Below are 25049 nucleotides of genomic sequence, written 5' to 3'. Positions count from 1 at the left end.
CCGCGAGGCCCCCTTTCTTTTTGTCCGGAACCCGGATCACTCCTCGACCAGGACGGCCGCGTCGTTGGACCCCTTCATCAGGGCGATGCCGTGCAGGCAGTCGCGCTCGGCCGTGTAGCCCTCGCTGCTGACCGCGATGGCCTCGCCGTTGGCGGCGTGGAAGGTCCAGCGCCATTCGTTGCGGTGATCCTTGTAGACCTTGTACTTGGGAGCCTTGCCCGTGGACATGTTTTCCTCCTCGCCGTCGGTCTGATATCGACGGTGGAGGCGGCACGAATGTGAAGGGTGGACGGTTGCATTCCAGAGGCCCCATCACGGACACTCGTCCCGGCGGCGCCACCAGAACGAATCCCCAAAAACGAAGAACAAGGAAACGCACCATGCCCCTGCCCTTCCTGAGCGGACTGCGCGTCATCGATCTCGGCCAGTACTTGCCGGGTCCCTACGCCGCCCAGATGCTCGCCGACCTCGGCGCCGAGGTGGTGAAGGTGGAGCCGCCGAGCGGCGACCCGCTGCGCCAGATGGGCCCCACCGACGCCGACGGCACGACCGCCGCCTACAAGCTGCTCAACGCCGGCAAGACCGTCATCCGCCTGAACCTGAAGGACGAGGCCGACCGCGGCGCCTTCGAGACCCTGATCGCCGGGGCCGACGCCCTGGTGGAGAGCTACCGCCCCGGCGTTCTGGACAAGCTGGGGGTCGGCCACGCCCGGCTGCGCGCGCTGAACCCGCGGTTGGTCCACGCCAGCCTGTCCGGCTGGGGCAGCACGGGCCCCTACGCCCGGCGGGCCGGCCATGACCTGAACTACATGGCGGTCGGCGGTGGCCTGGACTCCTCGGGCACGCCCGACCGTCCGTCGATCAGCCACCCGCCGGTCGCCGATTTCGCGTCGGCCCAGCAGGCGGCGCTGGCGGTGGTCGCCGCCCTGTTCGGGCGCCAGCGCAGCGGCGAGGGCTGCTTCCTCGACCTGTCGATCATGGAAACGGTGCTGGGCTGGCAGGGCTTCAACCTGACCGCCGACGCCCGCGGCGAGGTTCCGGCCCGCGGCGAGGCGCTGTTGTCGGGCGGGGCCGCCTGCTACCGCATCTACCGCACCGCCGACGGCCGCTTCGCCACCCTGTCGGCGCTGGAAGCCAAGTTCTGGCAAGGCTTCTGCGAGGCGGTGGAGCGCCCCGACTGGACCGCCCGGCAGGGCGACCCGCTGCCCCAGACCACCCTGATCGCGGAGTTGGATGCCCTGTTCGCCACCCGCAGCCTCGCCGACTGGAAGGCGCTGCTCGACCCCGTGGACTGCTGCTTCGAGGCGCTGCCAACGCTGGCGGAGATGCCGGAGCACCCGCACATCGCCGCCCGCGGCCAGGTCCGCGTCACGCCGGGGCCGGAGCCGCTGGTGGAAACCCTGATGGGCCTGCGCGTCGATGGCGGGACCCCGCCCGAGCGCGCGCCCTTGCGCGAATCCACCGCCGCGGCGGTGCTCGCCGCCTGGAGGTAACGGCTACAGGGCGATGAGGGGGCCGCCGCCGTCGCGCGGCGGCCGCGCCTCCAGCGGACCGCGGCGGGCGCCCATCAGGCTGGCCTTCGACAGGTTCGCCGCCGCGTCGTCGCAGCCGCGCAGGTCGGCGGAGGCGAGGTTGGCCATCTCGAAGCCGGCGCCGGCCAGCTTGGCCCCGGTCAGCCGGGCGCCGCGCAGGTCAGCGGCGGTCAGGGTGGCGCGGCTCAGGTTGGCCGGCCAGCTCCGCCCGGTCGGCGTGCCGTCCGGGTTGCGCAGGTCCACCATGCCGAGGTCCGCGCCGTGGAGGTCCGCACCCGTCAGGTCGGCCCCGCTCAGGTTCGCCCCGGTCAGCACCGCTTGGTCGAGCCGCGCCCGGCGCAGGCTGGCCCCGCCGAAATCAGCCAGCGAGAGCGAGGCGTTGGACAGCCGGGCCTCGTCCAGGTTGGCGTCGCGGAACACCCCGCCGGACAGGTCGCAGGCGGTGAGGTCCAGGCCCCGCAGGTCCATCCCGGTGAAATCGGCCCGCAGCCCGGCCCCGCCGCCGCTGTTGATCCACAGGATGTGGGCGTCCAGCACGCTGCGCACCGGCGTCGGCAGGGCGTCGGCGTTCCGCATGTAGACGGCGCCGCTGAGGTTGGCGCCATGGGTGTCCGCCACGGTCAGGTCGACGTTGCGCAGGGTCGCCTCGCGCAGGTCGGCGTTGCGCAGGATGGCGCGGGTCAGGTTGGCGCCGTTCAGCACGGCGCGCTTCATCTTCGCCCCGCTGAAGTTCGCCTCGGTCAGGTCGGCCCCGGCCAGATTGGCGGCGAACAGGTTGGCGTTGCTGAAGTCGCCGCCGGCCGTCGAGGCGTTGGCCAGTTCGGCGTGGCTGAGGTCGGCGCCCTTGAAGCTGACGCCGTCCAGCCGCGCGTCCGTCAGGTTGGCGGGCCGCCGTTCCTCCTCCTCGTCCTCGCGCCCGGAGCGGTGCACCATGATCTGGCCGGGGCGCAGGTCCGCCCCTTCGAAGTCGGTGCGGGTCAGGTCGGCCTTCAGGAAGTTCGCCCCGCGCAGGTCCGCCCGCGCGAAGGAGGAGCCCACCAGCTTCGCCCGGCTGAAGTTCGCCCCGAACAGGTCGGACATGGCGAAGCTGACCTCCTCGAGCTGGGCGTCGGAAAAGTTGCCCTGGGTGAGGATGGCCGTTTGCAGGTTGAAGCCCTTCAACCGCAGCCTCGACAGATCGACGCCCTTCGCCTGAAGGCGCACACCGCCCGGCTTCAGTTTGAGGTAGAATAGATGATCCCGCACCTGCTTCAGGAACTCCATGGTGCGGTCGGTCATCGGGCGGGTCCGTCGGTCGGCTGATCCCGCCCACACTACGCCATGCGCAGGGGCAGTAAAGGGGAAATCCCCAATCGTCCGCCGCCCCTGCAATGCCCCGGGCGCATGCCGGGCCCGGGCTGTTGAGTGGTCATTAAACGATTGAACGGCAACGCCGTTAGGGCTTGGAAGAGGGAAAGCATGACGAGCTTCGATACCGATTGCCTGCGCCGCGCCATCGCGCTCAGCCGCACGCACATGCAGGGCAACGCCGGCGGCCCCTTCGGCGCGGTCATCGCGCGGGACGGCCGGATCATCGGCGAGGGCTGGAACTGCGTGACCTCCAGCAACGACCCGACGGCGCACGCCGAGGTCGTCGCGATCCGCGACGCCTGCCGCAACCTCGGCAGCTTCAGCCTCGCCGGAGCGACCGTCTACACGAGCTGCGAGCCCTGCCCGATGTGCCTGTCGGCCATCTACTGGGCGCGGATCGAGCGCATCGTCTACGCCAACGGGCGCGACGACGCGGCGGCCATCGGCTTCGACGACGCCTTCCTCTACACCGAGATCGCCCTGCCGCTGGAGCAGCGGGCGATCCCCATGCAGCGCCTTCTGGCCGACGAGGCGCGCGCCGTCTTCGACGAATGGGCCGCCCGGCCCGACCGCGTTCCCTACTGATCGGACCTTGCCGATCAGACCTTACCGATCATCCTGGCGGTAGGGGGACAGCTCCATCAGGGCCTCGCGCTCGGCCGCCACGCCGGGCCGCTCGCGGCGCAGATAGTCCGCGATGGCGCGGTGGAAGCCGGGGTCGGCCACCCAGTGGGCGCTGTAGGTCGGCACCGGCAGATAGCCGCGCTGGATCTTGTGCTCCCCCTGGGCGCCGGCCTCGACCCGGCCGAGGCCGCGCTCGATGGCGAAGTCCAGCGCGCGGTAGTAGCACGCCTCGAAATGCAGGAAACGGTAGCTGCCGTCGGACCCCCAGTTGCGGCCGTAGAGGGCATCCGACCCGATCAGGTTCAGGGCGCCGGCCACCCACTCGCCGTTGTCCTCGCACATCACCAGCATGACCCGGTCGGCCATCGTTTCGCCCAGCAGGCGGAAGAAGGCGCGGTTCAGATAGCCGCCGCCCCATTTGCGGTCGGCGGTCTCCAGGTAGAAGCGGTGGAAGGCGTCCCAATGCTCCGGCTTCAGGTCGGCGCCGGTCAGGCTGTGCAGCCGGACGCTGCTCTCCGCCACCTCGCGCCGCTCCTTGCGGATGGCCTTGCGCTTGCGGCTGTTCAGGGTGCCCAGGAAGTCGTCGAAGCTGGCGTAGCCGCGATTTTCCCAATGATACTGCACCCCTTCGCGGAGCAGCCAGCCCGCCTCGCCCAAGCGGCGCCAGTCGCCCTCCTCCGGGAAGGTGACATGGACGGAGGAGACTCCGTAGCGCCGCGCCACCTCCTCCATCCCTTGGATCAGGGCGCCGGCGACCGCCTCCCTCGCCTGGACCGGGGTGCCCGGCCGGACGAGCAGACGCGGTCCCGGCACCGGGGTGAAGGGCACGGCGCACTGCAGCTTCGGGTAATACTGCCCGCCCGCCCGCTCATAGGCGTGCGCCCAGGCGTGGTCGAAGACGTATTCGCCGTAGGAATGATTCTTCAGATAGAGCGGCACCGCGCCCATGATGCGCCCCGCCCCGTCGAGGGCGGCGAGGTGGCTGGGCTGCCAGCCGGTGCGGCCGGTGGCCGACCCCGATTCCTCCAGCGCCAGCAGGAAGGCGTGGCTGAGGAACGGGTTGTCCGGCCCGGCGCAGGCGTCCCATTCCTGGGGATCGGCCAGACCGATGCCGGTCAGGACCTTGACGGTGATCGTCCCCCCGGCCTCGGGGTCGGCGCCGGGGCCGCTGTCCTTGCCGTCGGGCATGGTCTCTCCTTCGCGGGTACGCCGAGGGAGGTGGGCGCTTCGCCGCGCCGCGGCAAGAGGCCCCTCCCCTCCCCCGATGCGGGGGCCCGATCAGGCCAGTTCGAGGATGGCGTCCACCTCGACGGCCACGTTGCCGGGCAGCGACGGGGCGCCGACCGCGGCGCGGGCGTGCTTCCCGGCATCGCCGAACACCTGCATCATCAGCTCCGACGCGCCGTTGATGACCAGCGGCTGGTCATGGAAATCCGGGGTGCCGTTGACGAAGCCGCCCAGCCGCAGCACGCGCGCCACCCGGTCAAGGTCACCGCCGCAGGCCGCCTTCGCCTGGGCGATGATGTTCAGCGCGCACAGCCGCGCCGCCTGCTGGCCCTGCTCCACCGTGAAGTCCTGGCCGAGCTTGCCGATGAAGCGGCGCTCGCCGTTCCACACGGTGACCTGACCCGACACGTAGAGCGTGTTGCCCGACTGCGTGTAGGGCACGTAGGCCGCCACCGGGGCCGCCGCCTGCGGCAGTTCGATCCCCAGTTCCTTCAGCCGCGCCTCGATGCGTCCGGCCATGCTCATCCCTCCGTCTTCGTTGCGGGCGCCGGGAACATTCCGATGCTTGGCGGCCCGATGGGTGCGACACCCCGACGATAGCCCCCTCTCCGGCCAGCACCAAGAGCTTACCGGCACCCGGTGCGCCTCCCTCCAACTGGGTAGTTTTGTCCCGGAGTCCGGGGCGCAACACCCTTTCTGCCCGGCAAAACTTTCCACCGGCCTGGGAAGGGATGTCCGGCCGGCCATCGCCCAGCGATCGCGCAACCCTCGATTATAAATAGTAAAATCAGTGACTTAGTGGATTTTTCGGGAACTGGCACGGGACTTGATAGGGGAGGATCGCGCAAATGCACGTTGCCTCGCTTCGGTTTCAAGCACCAGCCGCGGGGCGAGCCTCAGAAGGAGACTTGGAACCATGGCCATCAACGACGTCACTCTCACCGCATCAATGCGCACGAATCTGCTGCAACTGCAGAGCGTGAACGACAAGATCGGTGTCAAGCAGAACATCCTCTCGACCGGCAACAAGATCAACTCGGCGCTCGACGGCCCGACTTCGTTCTTCGCAGCGAAGAGCCTGACCCAGCGCGCCGGCGACCTGTCGTCGTTGAAGGACGCCATGGGTCAGTCGATCAGCACCATCAAGGCCGCCGACAAGGGCGTGACCGCGATCGAAAGCATGATCGAGCAGGCGCGCGGCCTGACCACCGCCGCCTATTCCGCGCTCGGCACCGACGCCGGCTCCGTCGCCACCCGCAAGACGCTGGCCTCGCAGTTCAACGCGCTGAAGGAGCAGATCGACAAGCTGGCCGGCGACAGCGGCTACGCCGGCAAGAACCTGCTGGCCGGCAACGGGCTGCGGCTGGACTCCACCAGCGACTCGCGCCGCGCCGTCAACACCATCCAGGGCATCGAGAACGCCCGCGTCACCAACGTGGTGTCGACCGACACCTACACGGTGCGCGTCAAGGGCGACGGCTCCATCGAGGGCGCGGCCGGCGAGATCAACAGCGCCGAGATGGCCCACGGCCTGGTCGGCCTGAAGCTGTCCGGCACGATGGCCACCTCGCTCGGCAGCTTCTCCGACGTGCAGATCGAGGTCCGCGGCGCGAAGGGCCGTGAGCGGTCGTTCATCATCACGGACGGCAACGAGTCGCGCACGATCACCTACTTCGACAACAGCCAGACCATGGCCGCCAACACGACGACGGCGGCCAAGTCGGGCACCGCGCAGATCACCCAGGTGTCGATGGGCGGCACCATCGAGGCCGGCGACAGCTTCACGATCACCGTCGAAGACCAGACCTTCACCTACATCGCCACCGCCGGCGACGTCTCGATCGGCCAGACCGCCCGCGTCAACATCGCCAACCAGCTGAAGGCGTCGATCAACAACGCGCTGGGCGCCAACGGCCGCCTCAGCGGCAAGGACGTCCAGACCGTCACGACCAACGCGACCGGCACGATCACGCTGTCGGGTGCGACGACGACCAACGCCGCCCGCGAGATGACCGTCAAGGCGACGGCCGAGAACGCCCTCACCAAGCGCATCTCCGAGAGCTTCGCGTCGGGCACCATCGTGTCCTTCACGGTGGACCGCAACCTGCTGGAGCAGGCCGCCAACAACGGCAACGGCATCTCGACCATCGAGAAGAAGGTCGACATCCAGATCCAGGTCAGCAACCTGAACGGCGCCACGGTGACCCGCGACGGCATGTCCAAGCGCGGCGAGGGCAAGCTGTCGGAGGGCGAGAACGCCTTCGCGTTCGACACCGGCACGGTGCGCTTCAACGTCGACCAGAAGACCATCAAGCAGGCGGCGGCGGCCAACTCCGCGGCCAACCTGGTCTCGGTGCAGGTGACCGACGCCAACACGTCGAACGATCTGACGGTGCAGCTCAACGAGCGCAACACCAACGCGATCACGGTGCAGGCCCAGAACCTGACCACCAGCGGCCAGGGCCTGCGTCTGGACTACGCGCAGAACGACTGGACCGACCGCGCGGACATCGACAAGGCGGTCGCCAGCATCGACTACGCGAAGCAGACCCTGCGGTCGGCCTCGCAGACGCTGTCGACCAACCTGAACATCATCACGACCCGCGAGACCTTCACCAAGGAGTTCAGCGACGTGCTGGTCGAAGGGGCCAACAAGCTGACGCTGGCCGACCAGAACGAGGAAGGCGCGAGCCTGCTGATGCTGCAGACCCGTCAGCAGCTCGGCACCATCGCCCTCTCGCTGGCCAACCAGTCGCAGCAGTCGATCCTGCGTCTGTTCTAACCGGCAAGGTCCAGCCGGCGACCACAGGCCGAGGCAAAGGCATTGCGCAGCAGGCGCCCCGACCGGGGCGCCTGTTTTCTTTTGGCCGATCGACCGCCCTACCGGAGAGCGGCCTCGATCAGGGCCCGCGCGTCGGCGGCCAGCTTCGCGCGCTCGGGCGCGCGGGTGTACATCATGTGGCCGCCCTCATAGACCGTCACGGCCACCCGGTCGGCCTGCCCGTCCGGCAGCTCCAGGCGGGACGCCACCCAGCGCGACGCCATGTAGGGGGTAATGAGATCGGTGCGCCCATGGGCGATCAGCACCCGCAGCGCCGGCTGCAGGGTCAGGGCGGACTGGAGGTCGTCCACCGCGCTGGGCTGGCCGGAGCGCGGCCATTCCCAGTCCCGGTTCACCTGTTCGCTGAGCAGGTCGAACGGCACCTCCGTCCGCACGCCCAGCCATTCGTGGGCGTAGGCCGCGAAGGCGGTGGTGTAGGTCGGCACCGTGCCCCTCAGGAAGGGGTCGAAGGGAAGGCGCGCCGCCGACGGGTCGGGGTCCGCGGCGGTGAAGGTGCCATCATAGACGCTGACCACCCGCCCCTTCCCGCGCAGCAGCTCGCGGGCGAAGACGTCGGTGGGGATCTCGCCGCGGAAGCGGGTGACCAGCTCCTCCGGCAGGCCGATGGTCCGCGCCACCTCGGCGAAGAAGCCTTGCGCCGCGCCGGGCCGGCGGTAGTCCAGCCCGGCCAGCCCGGTGAGGAAGCCGCCCAGGGCGTAGCGCTCCGCCGCCTCCGCCGCCTGCTCCGGGGAGCCGGACGCCAGACCGTTGGCGGCGGCCGAGGCGGCGTAGGAGGGCAGCCGCAGCGCCGGCACCAGAAGCCCGCCGCCGCCGCGGATGGTGGCGAAATCGACCACCGGCGACACCATGATCAGCCCGTTGACCGCGATGCCGGTGTCGCCGATCAGGCGGTTGGCCATCTTGGCGATGCGAAAGCCGCCATAGCTCTCCCCCACCAGGAACTTCGGCGACTCCCAGCGGCCGTTGCGGGTCAGCCAGAGCCGGACGATCTCGGCCATGGCCCGGCTGTCGGCGTCGATCGACCAGAAGCGCTTGCCGGGATCCTCCTCGCGCCGCGCCCCGCCCTCCCTCGCCCCGCCATCGCGCGGGATGCCCCGGCTGTAGCCGGTGCCGACCGGATCGATGAAGACCAGATCGGTGAAGGCCAGCCAGCTGTCCGGGTTGTCGAGCAGCGGGGCCGGCGGGCGGGCCAGCGACCCGTCGTCGTTGAAGCCGACCACCTTCGGCCCCAGGGCGCCCAGATGCAGATAGGCCGAGGAGGCCCCCGGACCGCCGTTGAACACGAAGGCGACCGGCCGCCGGCCGCGGGACTCGCCGCTCGGCGCGCCCCCGTCCAAGGTGTAGGAGACGGTGAAGACGCGGGCCGCCGCCTCGTCGCGCGGACCCTCGCGCAAGGGCAGGAACTCCGCCACCGCCGTATAGGCGAGCGGACCGGACGGCAAGGGCAGCTGGTGCTTGGTCTCGCTGCGCTGGGCGTCGAACCCGCCGCCGCTCCGCTCCGCCGGCTTCGGCGCGCTCCGGCTCTGCTCACTCTGGGCCGGGGCGTTTTGGGGCCCTGCGTCCTGGGCGGTCGCGGCGTGGAGCGGCGGCAGCGCCAGCGCGGCGAGCAGCGGCAATAGGCGGAGGCGGCGGTTCATGGCACGGCGCATGGCGCATCCCGTCGGCTGTGTCGTCACAGGCCCGCATATTGACCCGCGACCGGCCTCCGGCAAGGACGCAACCCCTCGGCGCGCCGCGGATCATCGCCGAAACCGCGACAATTTATCTCAATTCGAACCATTGATGCACATACGACCGTGTTTATGATGCCCAGCTTCCACCACCTTAGGCCGAGTCATCGCGAACATGGACATGCCCACCGAGAATTTTCAGGATCTCGTCTGGAGCGACGATCTTGCGTTGGGCGTCGAGGAGATCGACGAGCAGCACAAAAATTGGATCGAACTGGTCCAGGCGTTCCATGCCGCCGTCGCCGAAGGCCGTTCCCGCGAGGAAGTCTATCGGACTTTGGCCGACGCGGTGGTCTATACGGAGATTCACTTCGCCAGCGAGCAAAAGGTGATGGAGGAGGCCGGCTATCCCTTCCTGGCCGACCATCTGGTCCAGCATTCCCTGGCGTGGGAGCAGCTGCACGCCTTCACCACCGGCAACGTGCCGGAGGAGAACATCGCCGAGTATCTGGCGACTTTCCTGCCGCAATGGTTGATGCTGCACATCAACTCCGCCGACCGCCAGTTCGCCCGCTGGCTGAAGGAGCGCGACGCCATCCCGGCGGAGGTGGCCGACGTCCAGCTGTCCGGCCGCGTCTTCCCCAACATCCCGGTCTGACCCCGCCCCGCTTCCGCCGGAGCGCGCTCTCAGCGGAGCGGGCATGAAAAAAGGGGAGGTCCGAGGACCTCCCCTTTTTCACGCCATGCCGGGGATGGAACCGGCTGGCCTCAGCTGCAGCCCGTGGTGGAGCCGCAGGTGTCGCACTTCAGGCAGGTGCCGTTGCGGACAAGCGTCATGTTGCCGCACTCCCCGCACTGATCCCCCTCGTAGCCGCGGGCGCGGGCCTCGCGGATGCGGTCGTAGCGCTGGTCGCTGCTGCTCCCGCCGTAGGCCGTGCCGGTGGTGCCGCCGACCGGGGCCGTGCCGCCGGCATGGACCACCGCGGCGCCGACCGCCGGGCTGGAGGCCACCGCCGCGTGGGCGGCGGACGCCGTGGCCTGGACCGCGGCGCCGGTGGCGGCCAGGGCCGCCGCGGCCGAAGCCCGCTGGGTCTGCCCGCCGTTCAGGACGCGCAGGTTGTTGCGGACGTAGCCGGTCGACGCGACCTTGCGGACGATGTCCGACGGCTGGACCGCGCCGGTCTCCGGCAGGTCGCCCTGCTTGTCGCCGCTGCCCACCGTGAAGGGCACCAGATCCTCCGGCGTGGCGTGCGCCAGATCGGTGCGGCCCAGGTAGGAGATGGCGATCTCGCGGAAGATGTAGTCGATGACCGAGGTCGCCATCTTGATGGTGTCGTTGCCGGTCACCATGCCCGACGGCTCGAAGCGGGTAAAGGTGAAGGCCTCCACGAACTCTTCCAGCGGCACGCCGTACTGCAGGCCGATCGACACCGCGATGGCGAAGTTGTTCATCAGCGAGCGGAAGGCGGCGCCCTCCTTGTGCATGTCGATGAAGATCTCGCCGATGCGGCCGTCCTCATACTCGCCGGTGCGCAGGTAGATCTTGTGGCCGCCGACGGTCGCCTTCTGGGTGTAGCCCTTGCGGCGGTGCGGCAGGCGCTCGCGCTCGGTGCGCTTGCGCTCGATGATGCGCTCCACGACCTTCTCGACGATGCGCTCGGAGACCATCTGGGTGCGCGCCGCGTTGGCCGCCTCGACGATCTCCTCGACCGCGTCCTCCTCGTCGTCCAGCAGGGCGGCGGAGAGCGGCTGGCTCAGCTTGGAGCCGTCGCGGTACAGCGCGTTGGCCTTGATGCCCAGGCGCCAGGACAGCAGGTAGGCGTCCTTGCACTCCTCGACCGTCGCCGTGTTCGGCATGTTGATGGTCTTGGAGATGGCGCCGGAGATGAAGGGCTGCGCGGCGGCCATCATGGTGATGTGCGACTCCCAGGACAGGAAGCGCTTGCCGATGCGGCCGCAGGGGTTGGCGCAGTCGAACACCGGCAGATGCTCGTCCTTCAGGAAGGGCGCGCCCTCCAGCGTCATGGCGCCGCAGCAGAAGGTGTTCGCCGCCTCAAGCTCGGCCTTGGTGAAGCCCAGAGCGGTCAGCAGGTCGAAGCCCGGCGCGTCCATCTGCTCGGCGGGGATGCCCAGCGTGTCGACGATGACGTCGGCGCCGACCGTCCAGCGGTTGAAGGCGAACTTGATGTCGAAGGCGGTGGCGAGGTTGCCCTCCAGCTTCTCCAGCACCTCGGCCGGGAAGCCCTTGGCCGCCAGAGTCTCGTGGTTCACGCCCGGCGCGCCCTTCAGCGTGCCGTGGCCGACCGCGTAGCGCTCGATCGCGGCGATCTGGTCGGCGGTGTAGCCCAGCGTGCGCAGGGCCTCCGGCACCAGACGGTTCACGATCTTGAAGTAGCCGCCGCCGGCCAGCTTCTTGAACTTCACCAGCGCGAAGTCCGGCTCGATGCCCGTGGTGTCGCAGTCCATGACCAGGCCGATGGTGCCGGTCGGGGCGACGACGGTGGCCTGGGCGTTGCGGAAGCCGTGCTGCTCGCCCAGCTCCAGCGCCATGTCCCAGGCGCGGACCGCGGCCATCGCCAGCTCGGGCTCCGGGCACTCGTCGGCGACGAAGGGCACCGGCTTGACCGACAGCCCCTCATAGCCGTCCATCTCGCCATAGGCGGCGCGGCGGTGGTTGCGGATGACCCGCAGCATGTGGTCGCGGTTCTGCTCGAAGGCCGGGAAGGCGCCCAGCTCCTGCGCCATCTCGGCCGAGGTGGCGTAGGCGACGCCGGTCATCACCGCCGAGATGGCGGCGCAGTAGGCGCGGCCTTCCGCCGAGTCGTAGGGCAGGCCGGAGGACATCAGCAGGCCGCCGAGGTTGGCGAAGCCCAGGCCCAGCGTGCGGAACTCGTAGGACAGCTGGGCGATCTCCTTGGACGGGAACTGCGCCATCAGCACGGAGACTTCCAGCACCATGGTCCACAGGCGGCAGGCGTGCTCGAACGCCTCGACGTCGAAGGACCCGTCCTTCAGACGGAACGACATCAGGTTCAGCGAGGCGAGGTTGCAGGCCGTGTCGTCGAGGAACATGTACTCCGAGCACGGGTTCGAGGCGTTGATGCGCCCCGAGGCCGGGCAGGTGTGCCAGTCGTTGATCGTGGTGTCGAACTGCACGCCCGGATCGGCGCAGGCCCAGGCGGCGTAGCCGACCTTGTCCCACAGGTCGCGGGCGCGGAGCGTGCGGTGGACCGTGCCGTCGGTGCGGCGGATCAGCTTCCACTCGTCGTCGTTCAGGACGGCCTGGATGAAGTCGTCGGAGATGCGCACCGAGTTGTTGGAGTTCTGGCCGGCCACCGTCAGGTAGGCGTCCGAGTCCCAATCGGTGTTGTAGGTCTTGAACTCGATGCTGGTGAAGCCCTGGGCGGCGAACTGGATGACGCGCTGGACGTAGTTCTCCGGCACCTGCGCCTTACGGGCGGCGACGACGGCCTTCTTCAGCTCCTTGTTGACCTTCGGGTCCTGGCCGTCCTGGGCTGCGGCCATGATGGCGGTCAGGTGCTCGCGGCAGATCTTGGAGCCGGTGACGAGGGCGGCGACCTTCTGCTCCTCGGTCACCTTCCAGTCGATGTAGGCTTCGATGTCCGGATGGTCCATGTCCACCGTGACCATCTTGGCCGCGCGGCGGGTGGTGCCACCCGACTTGATGGCGCCCGCCGCGCGGTCGCCGATCTTCAAGAAGCTCATCAGGCCCGACGACTTGCCGCCGCCGGCCAGCTTCTCACCCTCGCCGCGCAGGCGGGAGAAGTTGGAGCCGGTGCCCGAGCCGTACTTGAACAGGCGCGCCTCGCGGACCCACAGGTCCATGATGCCGCCCTCGTTCACCAGATCGTCGGCGACGGACTGGATGAAGCAGGCGTGCGGCTGCGGGTGCTCGTAGGCCGAGGCGGACGAGGTCAGCAGGCCGGTCTTGAAATCGACGTAGAAGTGGCCCTGGCTCGGGCCGTCGATGCCGTAGGCCCAGTGCAGGCCGGTGTTGAACCACTGCGGGCTGTTCGGGGCCGCCATCTGGGCGGCCAGCATGAAGCGCATCTCGTCGAAGAAGGCGCGGGCGTCGGCCTCGGTGTCGAAATAGCCGCCCTTCCAGCCCCAGTAGGTCCAGGTGCCGGCCAGACGGTCGAAGACCTGCTTGGCCGACTTCTCGCCGGAATAGCGCTTCTCCTTCGGCAGCGCGGCCAGAGCCGCCTCGTCGGCGGTCTTGCGCCACAGCCAGGACGGGACGGTGTTCTCCTCGACCGCCTTCAGGGCGACCGGAACGCCGGCCTTGCGGAAGTACTTCTGGGCCAGGATGTCGCTGGCGACCTGGCTGTAATTCTCGGGAACCTCGATGTCCGTCTGCTGGAAGACCACAGAGCCGTCGGGGTTGCGGATCTCGCTCGTCGTGCGGCGGAAGCCGAGAGCGGCGTAAGCATCCTGACCCTCTTTGGTGAAACGACGCTGGACCCGCATGTGACTCGTGCTCCCTCTGGCTGGCGAACAAAGGTGTCGCGCTCCGTGCGGCGCAGCTCGCGCTGGCTGACGAACGCAACACCCTGTATGTTGGTGCGCATCCTAGCCTCAAGCTTTGGACCAAGCAAGACCCGGCCCAAGATATTGTGTGCTTGACGCGGGGCTACCTCCTAGATATGGCGCGCCCTGTACAACGGGCCACCCCCGGGCCGGTTCCCGGAAAAAATCAGCCCACCCCTACATCTAGTCCCGCGGCAAAGGCCCCCGGCGCCCGGATTCCGTAAGGAATCCGTCACTTTCACGGGGTTGCCGGGGCCGCCCGACCGCAGGATTTCCGGGAGGCGAATCGGCGGTACGCCCTTCTCCCGATCCCCCGCCCGCCGACCCACTTTTGCCCCCTGGACCCGCCGGGCGCCAAGCCTCCGGCCTCGCGCCCCGAGTCGCCCCAGGATGTCCCACATGATGTCACAGGGGACCGCGCGTGACCTTTCCCGCTCCCTCCGGTTGGAAGGGGCGGTTTCGTGCAACGAGGAGACCTTCCATGCACAAGACGGTGATCGCGACCCTGTCCGCCCTGGCGCTGATGACCGGCGCAGCCGCGGCCCAGACCGGCACCGGCGGCACCGCCCAGGCCCCGACCTCGCAGGCCCCGAACTCGGTCATCATGGATCAGGGACAGAGCGCCCGGCCGGCCGGCCCAACCGGCGGGGCCAGCGTCGAGCATCTGATGAGCCGCACGGTGATCGGCGCGGACGGCGAGAAGGTCGGCAAGGTGACCGACGTCATTCTCGGCCCGGACGGCAACGCGCAGCTTCTGGTGATCCAGAGCGGCGGCTTCCTCGGCATCGGCGGCAAGGAGATCGCGGCGGACATCGCGCTGGCCGACGTGCTGCCGGGCAACGGCCCGATCACGTTGCGCGACGTCACCCAGGCGAGCGTGCGCGACATGCCGGAATTCCAGTACAGCGACAGCATGACCTCGCTGAACCGTGGCCCGAAGGGCAGCGGCGAGTCGAACAAGCAGTAACCGTCCGATGTCACCGCCCCTCTCCCGCCACGGGAGAGGGGCGGTGCCCTTTACGCCTCCACCCCGCGCTCGCGCAGGTAGGCGCCCAGCTTGGTGTCCACGCCCAGGATGTGGCCCGACAGCCATTTGGCCAGGAAGCCCAGAACGAAGGCGCCCTTCTCCCCACCCGCGTCCAGCGCGCTGTTCACATCGTGCAACTGGCGGACGAAGCTGTCATGCAGCGCCTTGTGCGCCGCAAAGTCGGGATAGCCATGCTCGCGCATCAGCGTCTCCTCCCGGTCGAAATGGGTGTCGGTGTAGGCGAGCAATTCCCCCAGCACGTCCTGGATCTCACTGTCGGCGCGGGACTCGTTCACCGCGGTGACGAACTCGTTGAACAGCTCGAACAGGCGCCTGTGGTCGGCGTCGATCACCGCGTTCCCGACTCCGAAGCCGTCCTGCCACGCCATCGTTTCCCAGCGCGGGTCGGCAAGGTTCGGCTTCATCGTCTTCGGCTGCGTTGCGTTGCGTTTGATTGCATGACGTTTCCCCCTTCAGGAAACATCCTTGTAAGACGCCGACCACCCGCAGCCGGGGCGACAGATAGTCACACTGACAGTATGGCTATAGGACGACCGGTCAGTTCATCTGCGCCAGCGGCAGGTTGACCAGCAGGTTCTGCGGCTTCAGGCGCAGCTTGCGGTCGGCGGTCATCGCCAGGGCCAGATAGACCGGCCGCCCGGCGATGTCGGCGCGCATGGCCGCCGGGTCGGCGAACTCCAGCCGGAACAACGACAGGATACGGGCCAGCCGCTCCTCCCCCACCTCGGCCCCGTTGTAGAGGTCGTTGAGGATCGCCGTGGCCTCCCCATCCAGCCCGACATGCCAGACCCAGCGCTCGTCGCTGATCCGCTGCACGGGATGGATCGACACCGCCACCCCCAGGAAATGCTTCACCCACCCTTCCAGGACGCGGCACAGCGCGTCGAGACCGGCTGCGGCGAAGGTCACGTCCAGCACGGTGTCGTGCCGCGAGTCGCGCTCCCAGTAGCGGGAGTGGTTGGTCTCGTCGAGGATGTCGAGATCGACGGAGCGCGGGGCGGTGCCGGCCTCCACCACCAGCCGGCCCAGGCTGCCGAAGCCGCCGGTCGCGGCCAGCATCTCCACCGTCTCGCTGTCGGCCAGCCGGACGCGCCCGTCGTCCACCGACACCGTCTGGGGCCGGAAGAACAGCTCGCCCGCCCGCGCCCGCAGGCCCGACGGCGTGCCGTCCAAAAGATTACGCAGGATCACGTGGGCCATCTGGTCGATGAACAGCCCCGGCACGCCCCGCGCGCCCTCGCGGAACAGGCGGAGGTAGCAGCCCTCGACCGTGCCGGCGGCGAGCAGCCGGTCACGGAAGCCCAGCCAGACCGCCCAGTTCTCCCGCGCGTCCGCGTCGGCCAGCGCCTCCACCATGCCCGGCGGCACGGGGCGGGCGGGATCGTCGAGCAGGCCGGCGAACAGCGTGTGCTCGGTCTCGCAGGCGTCCTCGGGCGGGCGCATCTCCGGCCGCATCAGATAGGCGCGCAGGAAGTCCGGCGTGACCGCCAGCCAGCCGTCGGCGTCGCGCGTCAGCAGATGGAAACCGGACTCTTTCCAGAAATCGGACATGGAAGGCGGACCCTTGAGCGAAAAAAACGGGTGTGGAAGCGGGCGCAAATCGTCCCTCATGTGGGCGCGCGGGCGCCGACGCCAAGGACCTAGCACAGCCCGGCCCGCAGATGCCCCGCTTACAGATGCCCGGCTTACAAATGCCCAGCTTACAAATGCAGGGAGGCGAGGAAGGCGTCGATGTCCGCCCACACCCGGTCGCGGATGTCGTCGCGCTCCATCAGCAGCTCGTGCTTGGCGTCGGGATGCTCCTTCAGCACGGCGTTGCCCAGCCGGGCGGCGGCCAGCCGGTGCGCCTCCGAGCGGACGATGGCGTCGGCGGGCGCGCTCAGCAGCAGGATGGGCGTCGTCACCCGCTCCAGTGGTGCTGTGAAGCGGATGTGGTCGGAGGCGCGCAGGGCCGCCCGCACCCAGCCGAAGCTGACCCCGCCCACCCGCAGTTCGGGCCGGTCGCGGAAGGCGTCGTGGTAGGTGGCGTAGCGGCGGGGGTCGGAGGTGATCGGGTTGACCGGGGTGAACAGCCCCTCCACCGGGTCGTAGTCGTGCTGGCCGAAGGCGTATTCGGCGGCCCGCCCGCGGGCGCAAAGGCGCTCGGCCAGCCAGACCGCCATGCGGCGCGGCACCGGGCCGGTGAAGATGTCGAACATCGGCGCCGTCAACACCGCGGCGTCGCACAGGGCCGGATTGCGCAGCAGGGCCATCAGGGCGACCAGCCCGCCCATGCTGTGGGCGACCAGCAGCAGGCGGCCCCGCTGCCGTGGCCTCACCAGCCGATCCACCACCTCCTGCAGGTCGCCGGCCAGCGTGTCGAAGCTGTCCAGATGATGGATCTGGCGGTTGGGCAGGGGCCGGTCGGACAGGCCCTGGTTGCGCCAGTCGAAGGCGAAGACCTCGAAGCCGCGGGCGAGCATCTCCCCCGCCGTCTCGGCGTATTTCTCGATGAACTCCGCCCGGCCGGTCAGCAGCAGCGCGGTGCCGCGCGGCGGGGCGGCGGCCGCCCAATGGGCGGTGCGCAGCCGGGTCCCGTCCGCCATCGTCACCCAGCCGAACCGTGGCTCCACGCCCAGACCCGCCACGCTCACGGCCATTCCTGCGCGCTCCCTGCTTTGACGGGACGATTGAAGCATCAACGCACGGCGTGGGTCCAGCGTCCGACGGCCATCCGGCGGAACCCCGATCCTCCCTCGGGTGTTGTCGAGGTCCAATGGGAGGTACATTCGAATGCACATGGCGCGTAAACTGTCCATGGCGCTCTGCGCCCTGTCCCTGACCCTGTCCCCCATGGCCACCCAGGCCCAGCCCTCATCCAAATCGCAAAGCCCGAAGGACGCGTCGGTGCCGCCGATCGCCGTGGAACGCACGGACGAGGGCGAGCCGGTGATCGTCCATGAGGGCGAGGCGTCCTTCTACGGCGGCTCGTTCCATGGGAAGAAGACGGCCAGCGGCGAGCGTTTCGACCAGAACAAGCCGACCGCCGCCTCGCGCGAGCTGCCACTGGGCAGCAAGGTCACCGTGACCAACCAGGACAACGGCAAGAGCGTCGACGTCATCGTCAACGACCGCGGCCCCTATGTGGACGGGCGGGTCATCGACCTGTCGAAGCAGGCCGCCAAGAAGCTCGACATGATCGAGGACGGCGTGGCCCCGGTGCGCGTCGAGGCCAAGCCGTCCGAACAGCCGACCGAGGCCGTTAGGGAGAAGGTCGAGGCCAAGGCCGAAAAGGCGGACAAGACCCAGGTCGCCGAGCAGCCTGCGTCCGAGAAGAAGGGCAAGGGCGCCGCCCTGTCGGGATCGTCCGGCGCCGACCGGCAGAGCGGCTCGGGGTCCGACCGCTAAGCCCCGCCACGCGGCGGACGGGCGGACCGGCCGGCGCGCTGCCCCCGGTCGAAAGCGGCCAGCAGCGCGCCCAGCCCGTCCGAGGCCGCATGGCGCGACCACAGGAAGGGGCGCAGCATGTTGCGGGTGCCGAAGCCGTGCACATGCACCGTGCGGCGCCCCAGCGCCTGCAACCCCTCCCGCGCCACGTCCAGCGGGTCGGCGGCCCCCGGCAGCGCGTTCAGCGCGAAGCCGGCGCGCTTGCCGAAGCTGGTGCGGGTGGCGCCGGGGCACAGCACCAGCACATCCACCGGCTTGCGCTTCAGCTCCGTCGCCAGCGCCTCGCCATAGGCCAGCACGAAGCTCTTGCTGGCGCAGTAGGTGCCGAGGAACGGGATCGGCTGGAAGGCCGCCGTGCTCGACAGCAGGATCAGCCCCGCCCTGCGCCCGTCGCGCGCCGCCCGCTCGATCATGCCGGGCAGCAGCGCGCGGGTCAGCACCGTGGTCGCCACCACGTTCAGCTCCACCGTCGCCCGCTCCGCCTCCGGAGGGTTGTCGAGCACCGGCCCGAAGGCGCCCGACCCGGCGTTGTTGATGAGCAGGTCGATCTCCAGCGTCTCCGCCTTCTGGATCAGGGCGTCCCGCCCCGCGTCGGTGGTCAGGTCGGTGGCCAGCACCTCCACCCGGCGCCCGGCGGCCTCCAGCTCCGTCTTGGCGGTGTTGAGGGCCTCGGCGTTGCGGGCGGCCAGCAGGAGGCCGGTGTCGGCGGACAGGGCGCGGGCGAAGCCGGCGCCGATGCCGGAGGTGCCGCCGGTGACCAGCGCGAAGCGGTGGGGCATGGGTCGGATTCCATCGCGGTTCGGGGGATGAGAGGTGACGGTTGGCCGCGGCGGCGCGAAGTCAAGCCGTCCGCCCCCGAGTCGCTCCGCATTCCGCGCTGCAGCAGGGCGAATTGTCGGTACACATATTAACTGGCCCCACCCCGCACTTTTACTGTCACGGAACTGAAAACGCCGAGGCCCAGGAAATAGGTGGGAAATAGGCAGGACGCCTCGACTGCCTCCTCTTTCGAAAGAGGTTAGCGGTTTTTTCACTTTTTCAGGCGAGTCGTGTTGCCATCACGTGGTTGCAGTGCATATATCGCATTGCACCATACGTGTTGCCGCACCGCCCTGCCGGTGCTTGATGAAAAGGAACCGCGGTATGGATGATGTTCGCCAAGTCCTGAAGGACAACGAGGGCCACTGCATCGAGGATTTGACCGTCGGCATGACGGCGTCCTTCGCGAAGACGGTTACCGAGGCGGACATCGTGCTGTTCGCCGGCATCTCCGGCGACACCAACCCGGTCCACCTGAACCAGGAATACGCCAGCGGCACCATGTTCCAGGGCCGCATCGCCCACGGCATGCTGAGCGTCAGCTTCATCTCCGCCGTTCTCGGCACCAAGCTGCCGGGTCCGGGCGCCATCTACATGAGCCAGACCGTGCGCTTCAAGGCGCCGGTCCGCGCCGGCGACACGGTGACCGCCCGCGCCACCGTCACCGAGGTGATCCCGGAGAAGCGCCGCGTCGTCGTCCGCACGGTCTGCACCGTCGGCGAGACCGTGGTGATCGAGGGCGAAGCCCTGCTGATGGTCCCGTCGCGCGGCTGACCGCCCCCGCCGGACCATCGGGGGCCACGCCGTACAACACGCGAAATGACCTGCCGGTCGCCGGTGCGTAGACCACGCGCCGGCTCCGGTCTATATAAGACGCCCATGGCATGGCCCGCCCCGGCGGGCCGCCATCGTTTCCGGGGGCCGTCCGCGGCCCGCAGACCATCAGGGCGTGACGCATGCGATTGTTCCGACACACCGCCGACCTGCCGCAGGACGCCCGTGGGGCCGTCGTCGCCCTGGGCAACTTCGACGGGGTGCACCGCGGCCATCAGGCGGTGATCGCCACCGCCCAGCGGATCGCCCGCGATCTCGGCGCGCCCTCGGCGGTGATGACCTTCGAGCCGCACCCCCGCTCGGTCTTCCGCCCGGACGACGCCCCCTTCCGCCTGTCGCCCTTCCGCGTCAAGGCGCGCCACATCGAGGCGCTGGGCGTCGACCTGCTGTTCGTCTGCCATTTCGACGAGAGCTTCCTGCACAAGACCGCCGACGCCTTCATCCAGGAGGATCTGGTGGCCGGGCTGGGCGTGCGGCACGTCGTCTGCGGCTACGACTTCCTGTTCGGCCATGGCCGCGGCGGCGACCCCGCCCTGCTCCGGCAGGCCGGCGCGGCGCACGGCTTCGGCGTGACCGAGGTCGGGCCGGTGGCCGACGACGCGGACGGCGTCTATTCCTCCACCCGCGTGCGCGACGCGCTGGTCGCCGGCAACCCGCGCGAGGCCGCCCGGCTGCTCGGCTCCCCCTGGGAGATCGAGGGGCGCGTGGAGCATGGCGACCACAAGGGCCGCACCATCGGCTTCCCCACCGCCAACGTCGAGCTGGCCGACTATCTGCGCCCCGCCTTCGGCGTCTACGCGGTGCGCACCGGCGTGGACCAGGGGGCGGGCACGGTGTGGCGCGACGGCGTCGCCAACCTGGGCCGCCGCCCGACCGTGGGCGGAACGGTGGAGCGGCTGGAGACCCACATCCTCGACTTCGACGGCGACCTCTACGGCCAGCATCTGCGCGTGCAGCTCATCGAGTTCCTGCGGCCGGAGCGCAAGTTCGGCAGCTTCAACGAGTTGAAGGACCAGATCGTCCAGGACGCCGCCGCGGCCCGCGCCGTGCTGGCCCGGGAACCGCGGTCGGAAGGCTGAGCGACGATGGACCGCGTGATCCTCCTGCTCTTCATCCTGAACCAGGGCGGCCCGACCACCATCGAGTTCCAGACGATGGAGCAATGCAAGGCCGCCGAGCCCGCCATCGTCCAGGCCTACCGCGAGATGACCGGCAACCCGGTGCTGACCCGCTGCATCGCGCTGGCCCTGCCGGGGAAGTGACGGCGCAGGGCGAGCCCGCCCCATTGCGATTCGCACGCCGGGGGGCTACACACGGGGCAGTTTGAGCCTCCCTGGGAGCCGTTAGGCCATGACCACCGCCGCTTTGCCCGACCGGGCGACGATTGCCGCCACCGCCGCGAAGATCCTGCTGGAAATCAAGGCGCTGCATTTCAACGCCGAGACGCCCTTCATCTTCACCTCCGGCTGGGCGAGCCCGGTCTACACCGACTGCCGGCGCATCGTGTCCTTCCCGCGCGCCCGCAAGGCTCTGATGGACTTCGCCGTCCAGACCATCGAGCGCGAGATCGGCTACGAGAGCATCGACGCGGTGGCCGGCGGCGAGACGGCGGGCATCCCCTTCGCCGCCTGGATCGCCGAGCGGCTGGAACTGCCCATGCAGTATGTCCGCAAGAAGCCGAAGGGCTTCGGGCGCAACGCCCAGATCGAGGGCGTGCTGACCGAGGGGCAGCGGGTCATCCTGGTCGAGGACCTCGCCACCGACGGCAAGAGCAAGGAGAACTTCGTCACCGCGCTGCGCAACGGCGGGGCCACGGTGACCGACAGCTTCGTGATCTTCCATTACGGCATCTTCCCGCAGTCGAAGACCAACATGGACCGCATCGGCGTCCGCCTGCACGAGCTGTGCACCTGGTGGGACGTGCTGAAGGTCGCCCGCGAGAACCGGTACTTCGACGAGAACACCCTGTCGGAGGTCGAGAAGTTCCTGAACGACCCGGTCGGCTGGTCGGCCGCCCACGGCGGCAAGGCCAGCTTCGACTGACGCACCCGGAGGCGCCGCGCCTTGACCGCACCGCCCACACCGCTAATATCCCGCGCGATGCTGCATCCGGCGTGGGTCATGGCGCGCATGGCGCGAATTACCAACCCGGCCTCCTGAGGGGGGCCGGGACCGCCTCGTTTGTGCGTGCGTCGGGGGCCTGACCGCAGCCGCCCGACGGTTCTGCTCCAGGTTCAGGAAACATCCCCCGATGACCCGCGACTACAAGTCCACCGTCTTTCTGCCCCGCACCGACTTCCCCATGCGCGGCGGCCTGCCCACCAAGGAGCCGGAGCTGCTGAAGCGCTGGGAGGACATGGGCCTCTTCCAGCGGCTGCGCGAGACGGCGAAGGGCCGCGAGAAGTTCGTCCTGCACGACGGCCCGCCCTACGCCAACGGCAACATCCACATCGGCCACGCCGTCAACAAGGTGCTGAAGGACGTCATCGTCCGCTCGCGCCAGATGCAGGGCTATGACTCCAACTACGTCCCCGGCTGGGACTGCCACGGCCTGCCCATCGAGTGGAAGATCGAGGAGAAGTACCGCGCCGAGGGCAAGGACAAGGACGAGGTCCCGCTCAACCAGTTCCGCGCCGAGTGCCGCCAGTTCGCCCAGAAGTGGGTGGACATCCAGGCCGGCGAGTTCCGCCGCCTGGGCGTGGAAGGCAACTGGGCCGACCCGTACCTGACCATGACGCTGCCCGCCGAGGCGCAGATCGTCCGCGAGATCCACAAGTTCGCCATGAACGGCGGCCTCTACAAGGGCGCCAAGCCGGTCATGTGGTCGGTGGTGGAGAAGACCGCGCTGGCCGAGGCGGAGATCGAGTATCACGACCACACCTCGACCACCGTCTTCGCGCGCTTCGCCATCTGGGGCTCGCCGGCGCCGGAGGTCGACGACGCCAACATCGTCATCTGGACGACCACCCCCTGGACCCTGCCGGGCAACCGCGCCATCGCCTTCGGCGAGGACATCGAATACGCGACCTACAAGGTGCTGGAGGTCGAGGAGGGCAGCCTCGCCGCGGTCGGTGAGCGTCTCGTCGTCGCCACCGCGCTGGCCGAGAGCGTCTTCAAGGAAACCAAGATCAAGGACGCGCGGCTGCTGCACCGCTTCCCCGGCTCGCGTCTGGCCGGCGGCTACTGCCACCACCCGCTGACCCGCAGCGGCTACGATTTCAAGGTGCCGCTGCTGGCCGGCGACTTCGTCACCACCGACGCCGGCACCGGCTTCGTCCACATCGCGCCGGGCCACGGCGAGGACGACTTCCACCTGGGCCAGGCCAACGGCATCGAGGTGCCGCAGACGGTCGGCGAGGACGGGCGCTATTACGACCACGTCCCGCTGTTCGCCGGCCTGCGCGTCTACACCGCCGAGGGAAAGCCGGGCGAGGCCAACGGCGCCGTGCTGAAGGCCTTCCAGGAGGTCGGGGCGCTGCTCGCCAAGGGCCGCATCAAGCACAGCTACCCGCACAGCTGGCGGTCGAAGGCCCCGCTGATCTTCCGCACCACGCCGCAGTGGTTCATCTCCATGGAGACGAACGACCTGCGCAAGACGGCGCTGCAGGCCATCTCCGACACGACGTGGTTCCCGGCCCAGGGCGAGAACCGCATCCGCGCGATGATCGAGCAGCGCCCGGACTGGTGCATCAGCCGCCAGCGCGCCTGGGGCGTGCCGATCGCCCTGTTCGTCCGCAAGGACAACGGCGCGATCCTGCGCGATGCCGACGTGTTCACCCGCATCGCCGACATCTTCGAGAAGGAAGGCTCCGACGCGTGGTTCGCCCGCCCGGCGCAGGATTTCCTCGGCAACGCCTACCGCGCCGACGATTACGAGCAGGTCAGGGACATCGTCGACGTGTGGTTCGAGTCCGGCTCGACCCACGCCTTCGTGCTGGAGCAGCGGCCGGAGTTGAAGTGGCCGGCCTCGCTGTACCTTGAAGGCTCCGACCAGCACCGCGGCTGGTTCCACTCCTCGCTGCTGGAAAGCTGCGGCACGCGCGGCCGGGCGCCCTACGACGCGGTGCTGACGCACGGCTTCACGCTCGACGAGCAGGGCCGCAAGATGTCCAAGTCGCTGGGCAACGTCGTCGCCCCGCAGGAGGTCTGCGACAAGTACGGCGCCGACATCCTGCGCCTCTGGGTGGTCAGCACCGACTACACCGAGGACCAGCGCATCGGCCCGGAGATCATCAAGTACCAGGCCGACCATTACCGCCGCCTGCGCAACACGCTGCGCTACATCCTCGGCGCGCTGGCCGACTACACCCCGGCCGAGCGCATCGCCGTGGCTGAGATGCCGGAGCTGGAGCGCTGGGTCCTGCACCGCCTGTCGGAGCTGGACGCGCTGGTCCGCGCCAAGATCGAGGCCTACGACTTCCACGACCTGTCGGTGGCGATCCACAATTTCTGCGCCGTGGAGCTGTCGGCCTTCTACTTCGACGTCCGCAAGGACAGCCTCTACTGCGACGCGCCGGGCTCGGTCCGCCGCCGCGCGGTCCGCACGGTGATGGAGCATCTGCTCTCCACCCTGACCGCGTGGCTGGCCCCGATCCTCTGCTTCACCGCGGAGGAGGCGTGGCTGGCCCGGCCCGAGGGTCTGACCGGCCTCGAGGGCTGGAGCGAGGAGAGCGTCCATCTGCGCGTCTTCCCGGCCATCCCGGCGGAGTGGCGCAACGACGATCTCGCCGCCAAGTGGGAGTCCATCCGCACCGTCCGCCGCACCGTCACCGGCGCGCTGGAACTGGAGCGGGCCAACAAGAGGATCGGCTCGTCCCTGCAGGCCAACCCGACCGTCTTCGTGGACGCGGCGACCAAGGCGCTGCTCGACGGCGTGGACTTCGCCGAGATCTGCATCACCTCGCAGATCACCGTGGCGGAGGGCACGGCCCCCGAGGGAGCCTTCGTCCTGCCCGACGTGGCCGGCATCGCGGTGGTGCCCGGCCTCGCCGAAGGGGGCAAGTGCGAGCGCTGCTGGAAGATCCTTCCGGAGGTCGGCACGAACGCCGCACACCCGACGCTGTGCCTCCGTTGCGCCGAAGCCGTGGACGCGGAACCGGCGTTCTGATTTGCAGCAGGCCCCCTCCCCA

21 protein-coding genes are annotated in these 25049 nt (G+C 69.2%); 11 read left to right on the top strand and 10 right to left on the bottom strand.

What is annotated here, in order from left to right; translation table 11 throughout:
* Positions 1-36: 36 nt before the first annotated feature.
* Complete coding sequence (locus tag ABVN73_RS02475; protein WP_353858784.1) at positions 37-228, bottom strand: DUF1508 domain-containing protein; 192 nt, start codon at positions 226-228, stop codon at positions 37-39.
* Positions 229-380: 152 nt separating this feature from the next.
* On the opposite strand from ABVN73_RS02475, the gene ABVN73_RS02470 reads away from it, so the two are divergent.
* Entirely contained in the window at positions 381-1493 is a 1113-nt protein-coding gene (locus ABVN73_RS02470; protein WP_353858783.1) for a CoA transferase, read from the top strand.
* A gap of 3 nt (positions 1494-1496) precedes the next feature.
* On the opposite strand, the gene ABVN73_RS02465 is transcribed toward ABVN73_RS02470, so the two are convergent.
* Complete coding sequence (locus ABVN73_RS02465; protein ID WP_353858782.1) at positions 1497-2810, bottom strand: pentapeptide repeat-containing protein; 1314 nt, start codon at positions 2808-2810, stop codon at positions 1497-1499.
* 180 nt (positions 2811-2990) lie between these two features.
* On the opposite strand from ABVN73_RS02465, the gene ABVN73_RS02460 reads away from it, so the two are divergent.
* Positions 2991-3467: a nucleoside deaminase gene (locus ABVN73_RS02460; RefSeq protein WP_353858781.1), complete on the top strand. Its 477-nt coding sequence runs from the start codon at positions 2991-2993 to the stop codon at positions 3465-3467.
* A 21-nt stretch (positions 3468-3488) separates the two neighbouring features.
* Here ABVN73_RS02460 and ABVN73_RS02455 read toward each other — a convergent pair whose 3' ends face one another.
* Positions 3489-4694 (bottom strand): GNAT family N-acetyltransferase, encoded by a 1206-nt coding sequence (locus tag ABVN73_RS02455; protein ID WP_353858780.1) that lies wholly within the window; start codon positions 4692-4694, stop codon positions 3489-3491.
* A gap of 90 nt (positions 4695-4784) precedes the next feature.
* Complete coding sequence (locus ABVN73_RS02450) at positions 4785-5252, bottom strand: RidA family protein (RefSeq protein ID WP_353858779.1); 468 nt, start codon at positions 5250-5252, stop codon at positions 4785-4787.
* Positions 5253-5649: 397 nt separating this feature from the next.
* Here ABVN73_RS02450 and ABVN73_RS02445 point away from each other — a divergent pair, with 397 nt between their 5' ends.
* Positions 5650-7515, top strand: a complete 1866-nt coding sequence (locus ABVN73_RS02445) for a flagellin (RefSeq protein ID WP_353858778.1) — start codon at positions 5650-5652, stop codon at positions 7513-7515.
* Positions 7516-7613: 98 nt separating this feature from the next.
* On the opposite strand, the gene ABVN73_RS02440 is transcribed toward ABVN73_RS02445, so the two are convergent.
* Entirely contained in the window at positions 7614-9224 is a 1611-nt protein-coding gene (locus ABVN73_RS02440) for a septum formation initiator (protein ID WP_353858777.1), read from the bottom strand.
* Positions 9225-9420: 196 nt separating this feature from the next.
* On the opposite strand from ABVN73_RS02440, the gene ABVN73_RS02435 reads away from it, so the two are divergent.
* A complete protein-coding gene (locus ABVN73_RS02435; RefSeq protein WP_353858776.1) occupies positions 9421-9903 on the top strand; it encodes a hemerythrin family protein in 483 nt (160 codons plus the stop codon).
* A gap of 110 nt (positions 9904-10013) precedes the next feature.
* Here ABVN73_RS02435 and ABVN73_RS02430 read toward each other — a convergent pair whose 3' ends face one another.
* Positions 10014-13733, bottom strand: coding sequence for a vitamin B12-dependent ribonucleotide reductase (locus tag ABVN73_RS02430; protein WP_353858775.1), 3720 nt, complete (start codon positions 13731-13733; stop codon positions 10014-10016).
* Between the two features lie 541 nt (positions 13734-14274).
* Between ABVN73_RS02430 and ABVN73_RS02425 the strand changes: the two genes are divergently transcribed.
* Complete coding sequence (locus ABVN73_RS02425) at positions 14275-14760, top strand: PRC-barrel domain-containing protein (RefSeq protein WP_353858774.1); 486 nt, start codon at positions 14275-14277, stop codon at positions 14758-14760.
* Positions 14761-14810: 50 nt separating this feature from the next.
* Here ABVN73_RS02425 and ABVN73_RS02420 read toward each other — a convergent pair whose 3' ends face one another.
* The 3 genes from ABVN73_RS02420 to ABVN73_RS02410 all read right to left on the bottom strand — a co-directional run bounded on the left by ABVN73_RS02420 (position 14811) and on the right by ABVN73_RS02410 (position 17480).
* On the bottom strand, positions 14811-15245 hold the full coding sequence (locus ABVN73_RS02420; protein ID WP_353858773.1) for a bacteriohemerythrin: 435 nt from the start codon (positions 15243-15245) through the stop codon (positions 14811-14813).
* Positions 15246-15378: 133 nt separating this feature from the next.
* Positions 15379-16392 carry a DUF6352 family protein gene (locus ABVN73_RS02415; RefSeq protein ID WP_353858772.1) on the bottom strand — a complete coding sequence of 338 codons (1014 nt, stop codon included), beginning with the start codon at positions 16390-16392 and terminating at the stop codon, positions 15379-15381.
* 149 nt (positions 16393-16541) lie between these two features.
* The gene (locus tag ABVN73_RS02410; RefSeq protein ID WP_353858771.1) at positions 16542-17480 is read right to left on the bottom strand and encodes an alpha/beta hydrolase; all 939 of its coding nucleotides are present in this window, start codon (positions 17478-17480) and stop codon (positions 16542-16544) included.
* Positions 17481-17619: 139 nt separating this feature from the next.
* On the opposite strand from ABVN73_RS02410, the gene ABVN73_RS02405 reads away from it, so the two are divergent.
* A complete protein-coding gene (locus ABVN73_RS02405) occupies positions 17620-18228 on the top strand; it encodes a septal ring lytic transglycosylase RlpA family protein (RefSeq protein WP_353858770.1) in 609 nt (202 codons plus the stop codon).
* Here ABVN73_RS02405 and ABVN73_RS02400 read toward each other — a convergent pair.
* Entirely contained in the window at positions 18225-19046 is an 822-nt protein-coding gene (locus tag ABVN73_RS02400; protein ID WP_353858769.1) for an SDR family NAD(P)-dependent oxidoreductase, read from the bottom strand. The two genes, ABVN73_RS02405 and ABVN73_RS02400, sit on opposite strands and share 4 nt — an antisense overlap.
* Before the next feature lie 364 nt (positions 19047-19410).
* Here ABVN73_RS02400 and ABVN73_RS02395 point away from each other — a divergent pair, with 364 nt between their 5' ends.
* From ABVN73_RS02395 to ileS, 5 genes are all read left to right on the top strand, one after another.
* A complete protein-coding gene (locus ABVN73_RS02395) occupies positions 19411-19860 on the top strand; it encodes a MaoC family dehydratase (RefSeq protein WP_119509160.1) in 450 nt (149 codons plus the stop codon).
* Positions 19861-20042: 182 nt separating this feature from the next.
* Positions 20043-20999, top strand: coding sequence for a bifunctional riboflavin kinase/FAD synthetase (locus ABVN73_RS02390; protein WP_353858768.1), 957 nt, complete (start codon positions 20043-20045; stop codon positions 20997-20999).
* 6 nt (positions 21000-21005) lie between these two features.
* Positions 21006-21182: a hypothetical protein gene (locus ABVN73_RS02385; protein WP_014239676.1), complete on the top strand. Its 177-nt coding sequence runs from the start codon at positions 21006-21008 to the stop codon at positions 21180-21182.
* 88 nt (positions 21183-21270) lie between these two features.
* Positions 21271-21963, top strand: a complete 693-nt coding sequence (locus tag ABVN73_RS02380; protein ID WP_094306173.1) for an orotate phosphoribosyltransferase — start codon at positions 21271-21273, stop codon at positions 21961-21963.
* A 208-nt stretch (positions 21964-22171) separates the two neighbouring features.
* On the top strand, positions 22172-25027 hold the full coding sequence (gene ileS, locus ABVN73_RS02375) for an isoleucine--tRNA ligase (protein ID WP_353858767.1): 2856 nt from the start codon (positions 22172-22174) through the stop codon (positions 25025-25027).
* Positions 25028-25049 lie beyond the last annotated feature (22 nt).

This window comes from Azospirillum formosense (genome assembly GCF_040500525.1).
Taxonomy (GTDB): Bacteria; Pseudomonadota; Alphaproteobacteria; order Azospirillales; family Azospirillaceae; genus Azospirillum; species Azospirillum formosense_A.
This window is presented reverse-complemented; position numbering and strand designations above follow the sequence as displayed.

Excerpts from the sequence above, each read along its gene's own strand:
- ABVN73_RS02475 (WP_353858784.1), bottom strand. The coding sequence starts at position 228 with ATGTCCACGGGCAAGGCTCCCAAGTACAAGGTCTACAAGGATCACCGC.
- ABVN73_RS02470 (WP_353858783.1), top strand. The coding sequence starts at position 381 with ATGCCCCTGCCCTTCCTGAGCGGACTGCGCGTCATCGATCTCGGCCAG.
- ABVN73_RS02465 (WP_353858782.1), bottom strand. The coding sequence starts at position 2,810 with ATGACCGACCGCACCATGGAGTTCCTGAAGCAGGTGCGGGATCATCTA.
- ABVN73_RS02460 (WP_353858781.1), top strand. The coding sequence starts at position 2,991 with ATGACGAGCTTCGATACCGATTGCCTGCGCCGCGCCATCGCGCTCAGC.
- ABVN73_RS02455 (WP_353858780.1), bottom strand. The coding sequence starts at position 4,694 with ATGCCCGACGGCAAGGACAGCGGCCCCGGCGCCGACCCCGAGGCCGGG.
- ABVN73_RS02450 (WP_353858779.1), bottom strand. The coding sequence starts at position 5,252 with ATGGCCGGACGCATCGAGGCGCGGCTGAAGGAACTGGGGATCGAACTG.
- ABVN73_RS02445 (WP_353858778.1), top strand. The coding sequence starts at position 5,650 with ATGGCCATCAACGACGTCACTCTCACCGCATCAATGCGCACGAATCTG.
- ABVN73_RS02440 (WP_353858777.1), bottom strand. The coding sequence starts at position 9,224 with ATGCGCCGTGCCATGAACCGCCGCCTCCGCCTATTGCCGCTGCTCGCC.
- ABVN73_RS02435 (WP_353858776.1), top strand. The coding sequence starts at position 9,421 with ATGGACATGCCCACCGAGAATTTTCAGGATCTCGTCTGGAGCGACGAT.
- ABVN73_RS02430 (WP_353858775.1), bottom strand. The coding sequence starts at position 13,733 with ATGCGGGTCCAGCGTCGTTTCACCAAAGAGGGTCAGGATGCTTACGCC.
- ABVN73_RS02425 (WP_353858774.1), top strand. The coding sequence starts at position 14,275 with ATGCACAAGACGGTGATCGCGACCCTGTCCGCCCTGGCGCTGATGACC.
- ABVN73_RS02420 (WP_353858773.1), bottom strand. The coding sequence starts at position 15,245 with ATGAAGCCGAACCTTGCCGACCCGCGCTGGGAAACGATGGCGTGGCAG.
- ABVN73_RS02415 (WP_353858772.1), bottom strand. The coding sequence starts at position 16,392 with ATGTCCGATTTCTGGAAAGAGTCCGGTTTCCATCTGCTGACGCGCGAC.
- ABVN73_RS02410 (WP_353858771.1), bottom strand. The coding sequence starts at position 17,480 with ATGGCCGTGAGCGTGGCGGGTCTGGGCGTGGAGCCACGGTTCGGCTGG.
- ABVN73_RS02405 (WP_353858770.1), top strand. The coding sequence starts at position 17,620 with ATGGCGCGTAAACTGTCCATGGCGCTCTGCGCCCTGTCCCTGACCCTG.
- ABVN73_RS02400 (WP_353858769.1), bottom strand. The coding sequence starts at position 19,046 with ATGCCCCACCGCTTCGCGCTGGTCACCGGCGGCACCTCCGGCATCGGC.
- ABVN73_RS02395 (WP_119509160.1), top strand. The coding sequence starts at position 19,411 with ATGGATGATGTTCGCCAAGTCCTGAAGGACAACGAGGGCCACTGCATC.
- ABVN73_RS02390 (WP_353858768.1), top strand. The coding sequence starts at position 20,043 with ATGCGATTGTTCCGACACACCGCCGACCTGCCGCAGGACGCCCGTGGG.
- ABVN73_RS02385 (WP_014239676.1), top strand. The coding sequence starts at position 21,006 with ATGGACCGCGTGATCCTCCTGCTCTTCATCCTGAACCAGGGCGGCCCG.
- ABVN73_RS02380 (WP_094306173.1), top strand. The coding sequence starts at position 21,271 with ATGACCACCGCCGCTTTGCCCGACCGGGCGACGATTGCCGCCACCGCC.
- ileS (WP_353858767.1), top strand. The coding sequence starts at position 22,172 with ATGACCCGCGACTACAAGTCCACCGTCTTTCTGCCCCGCACCGACTTC.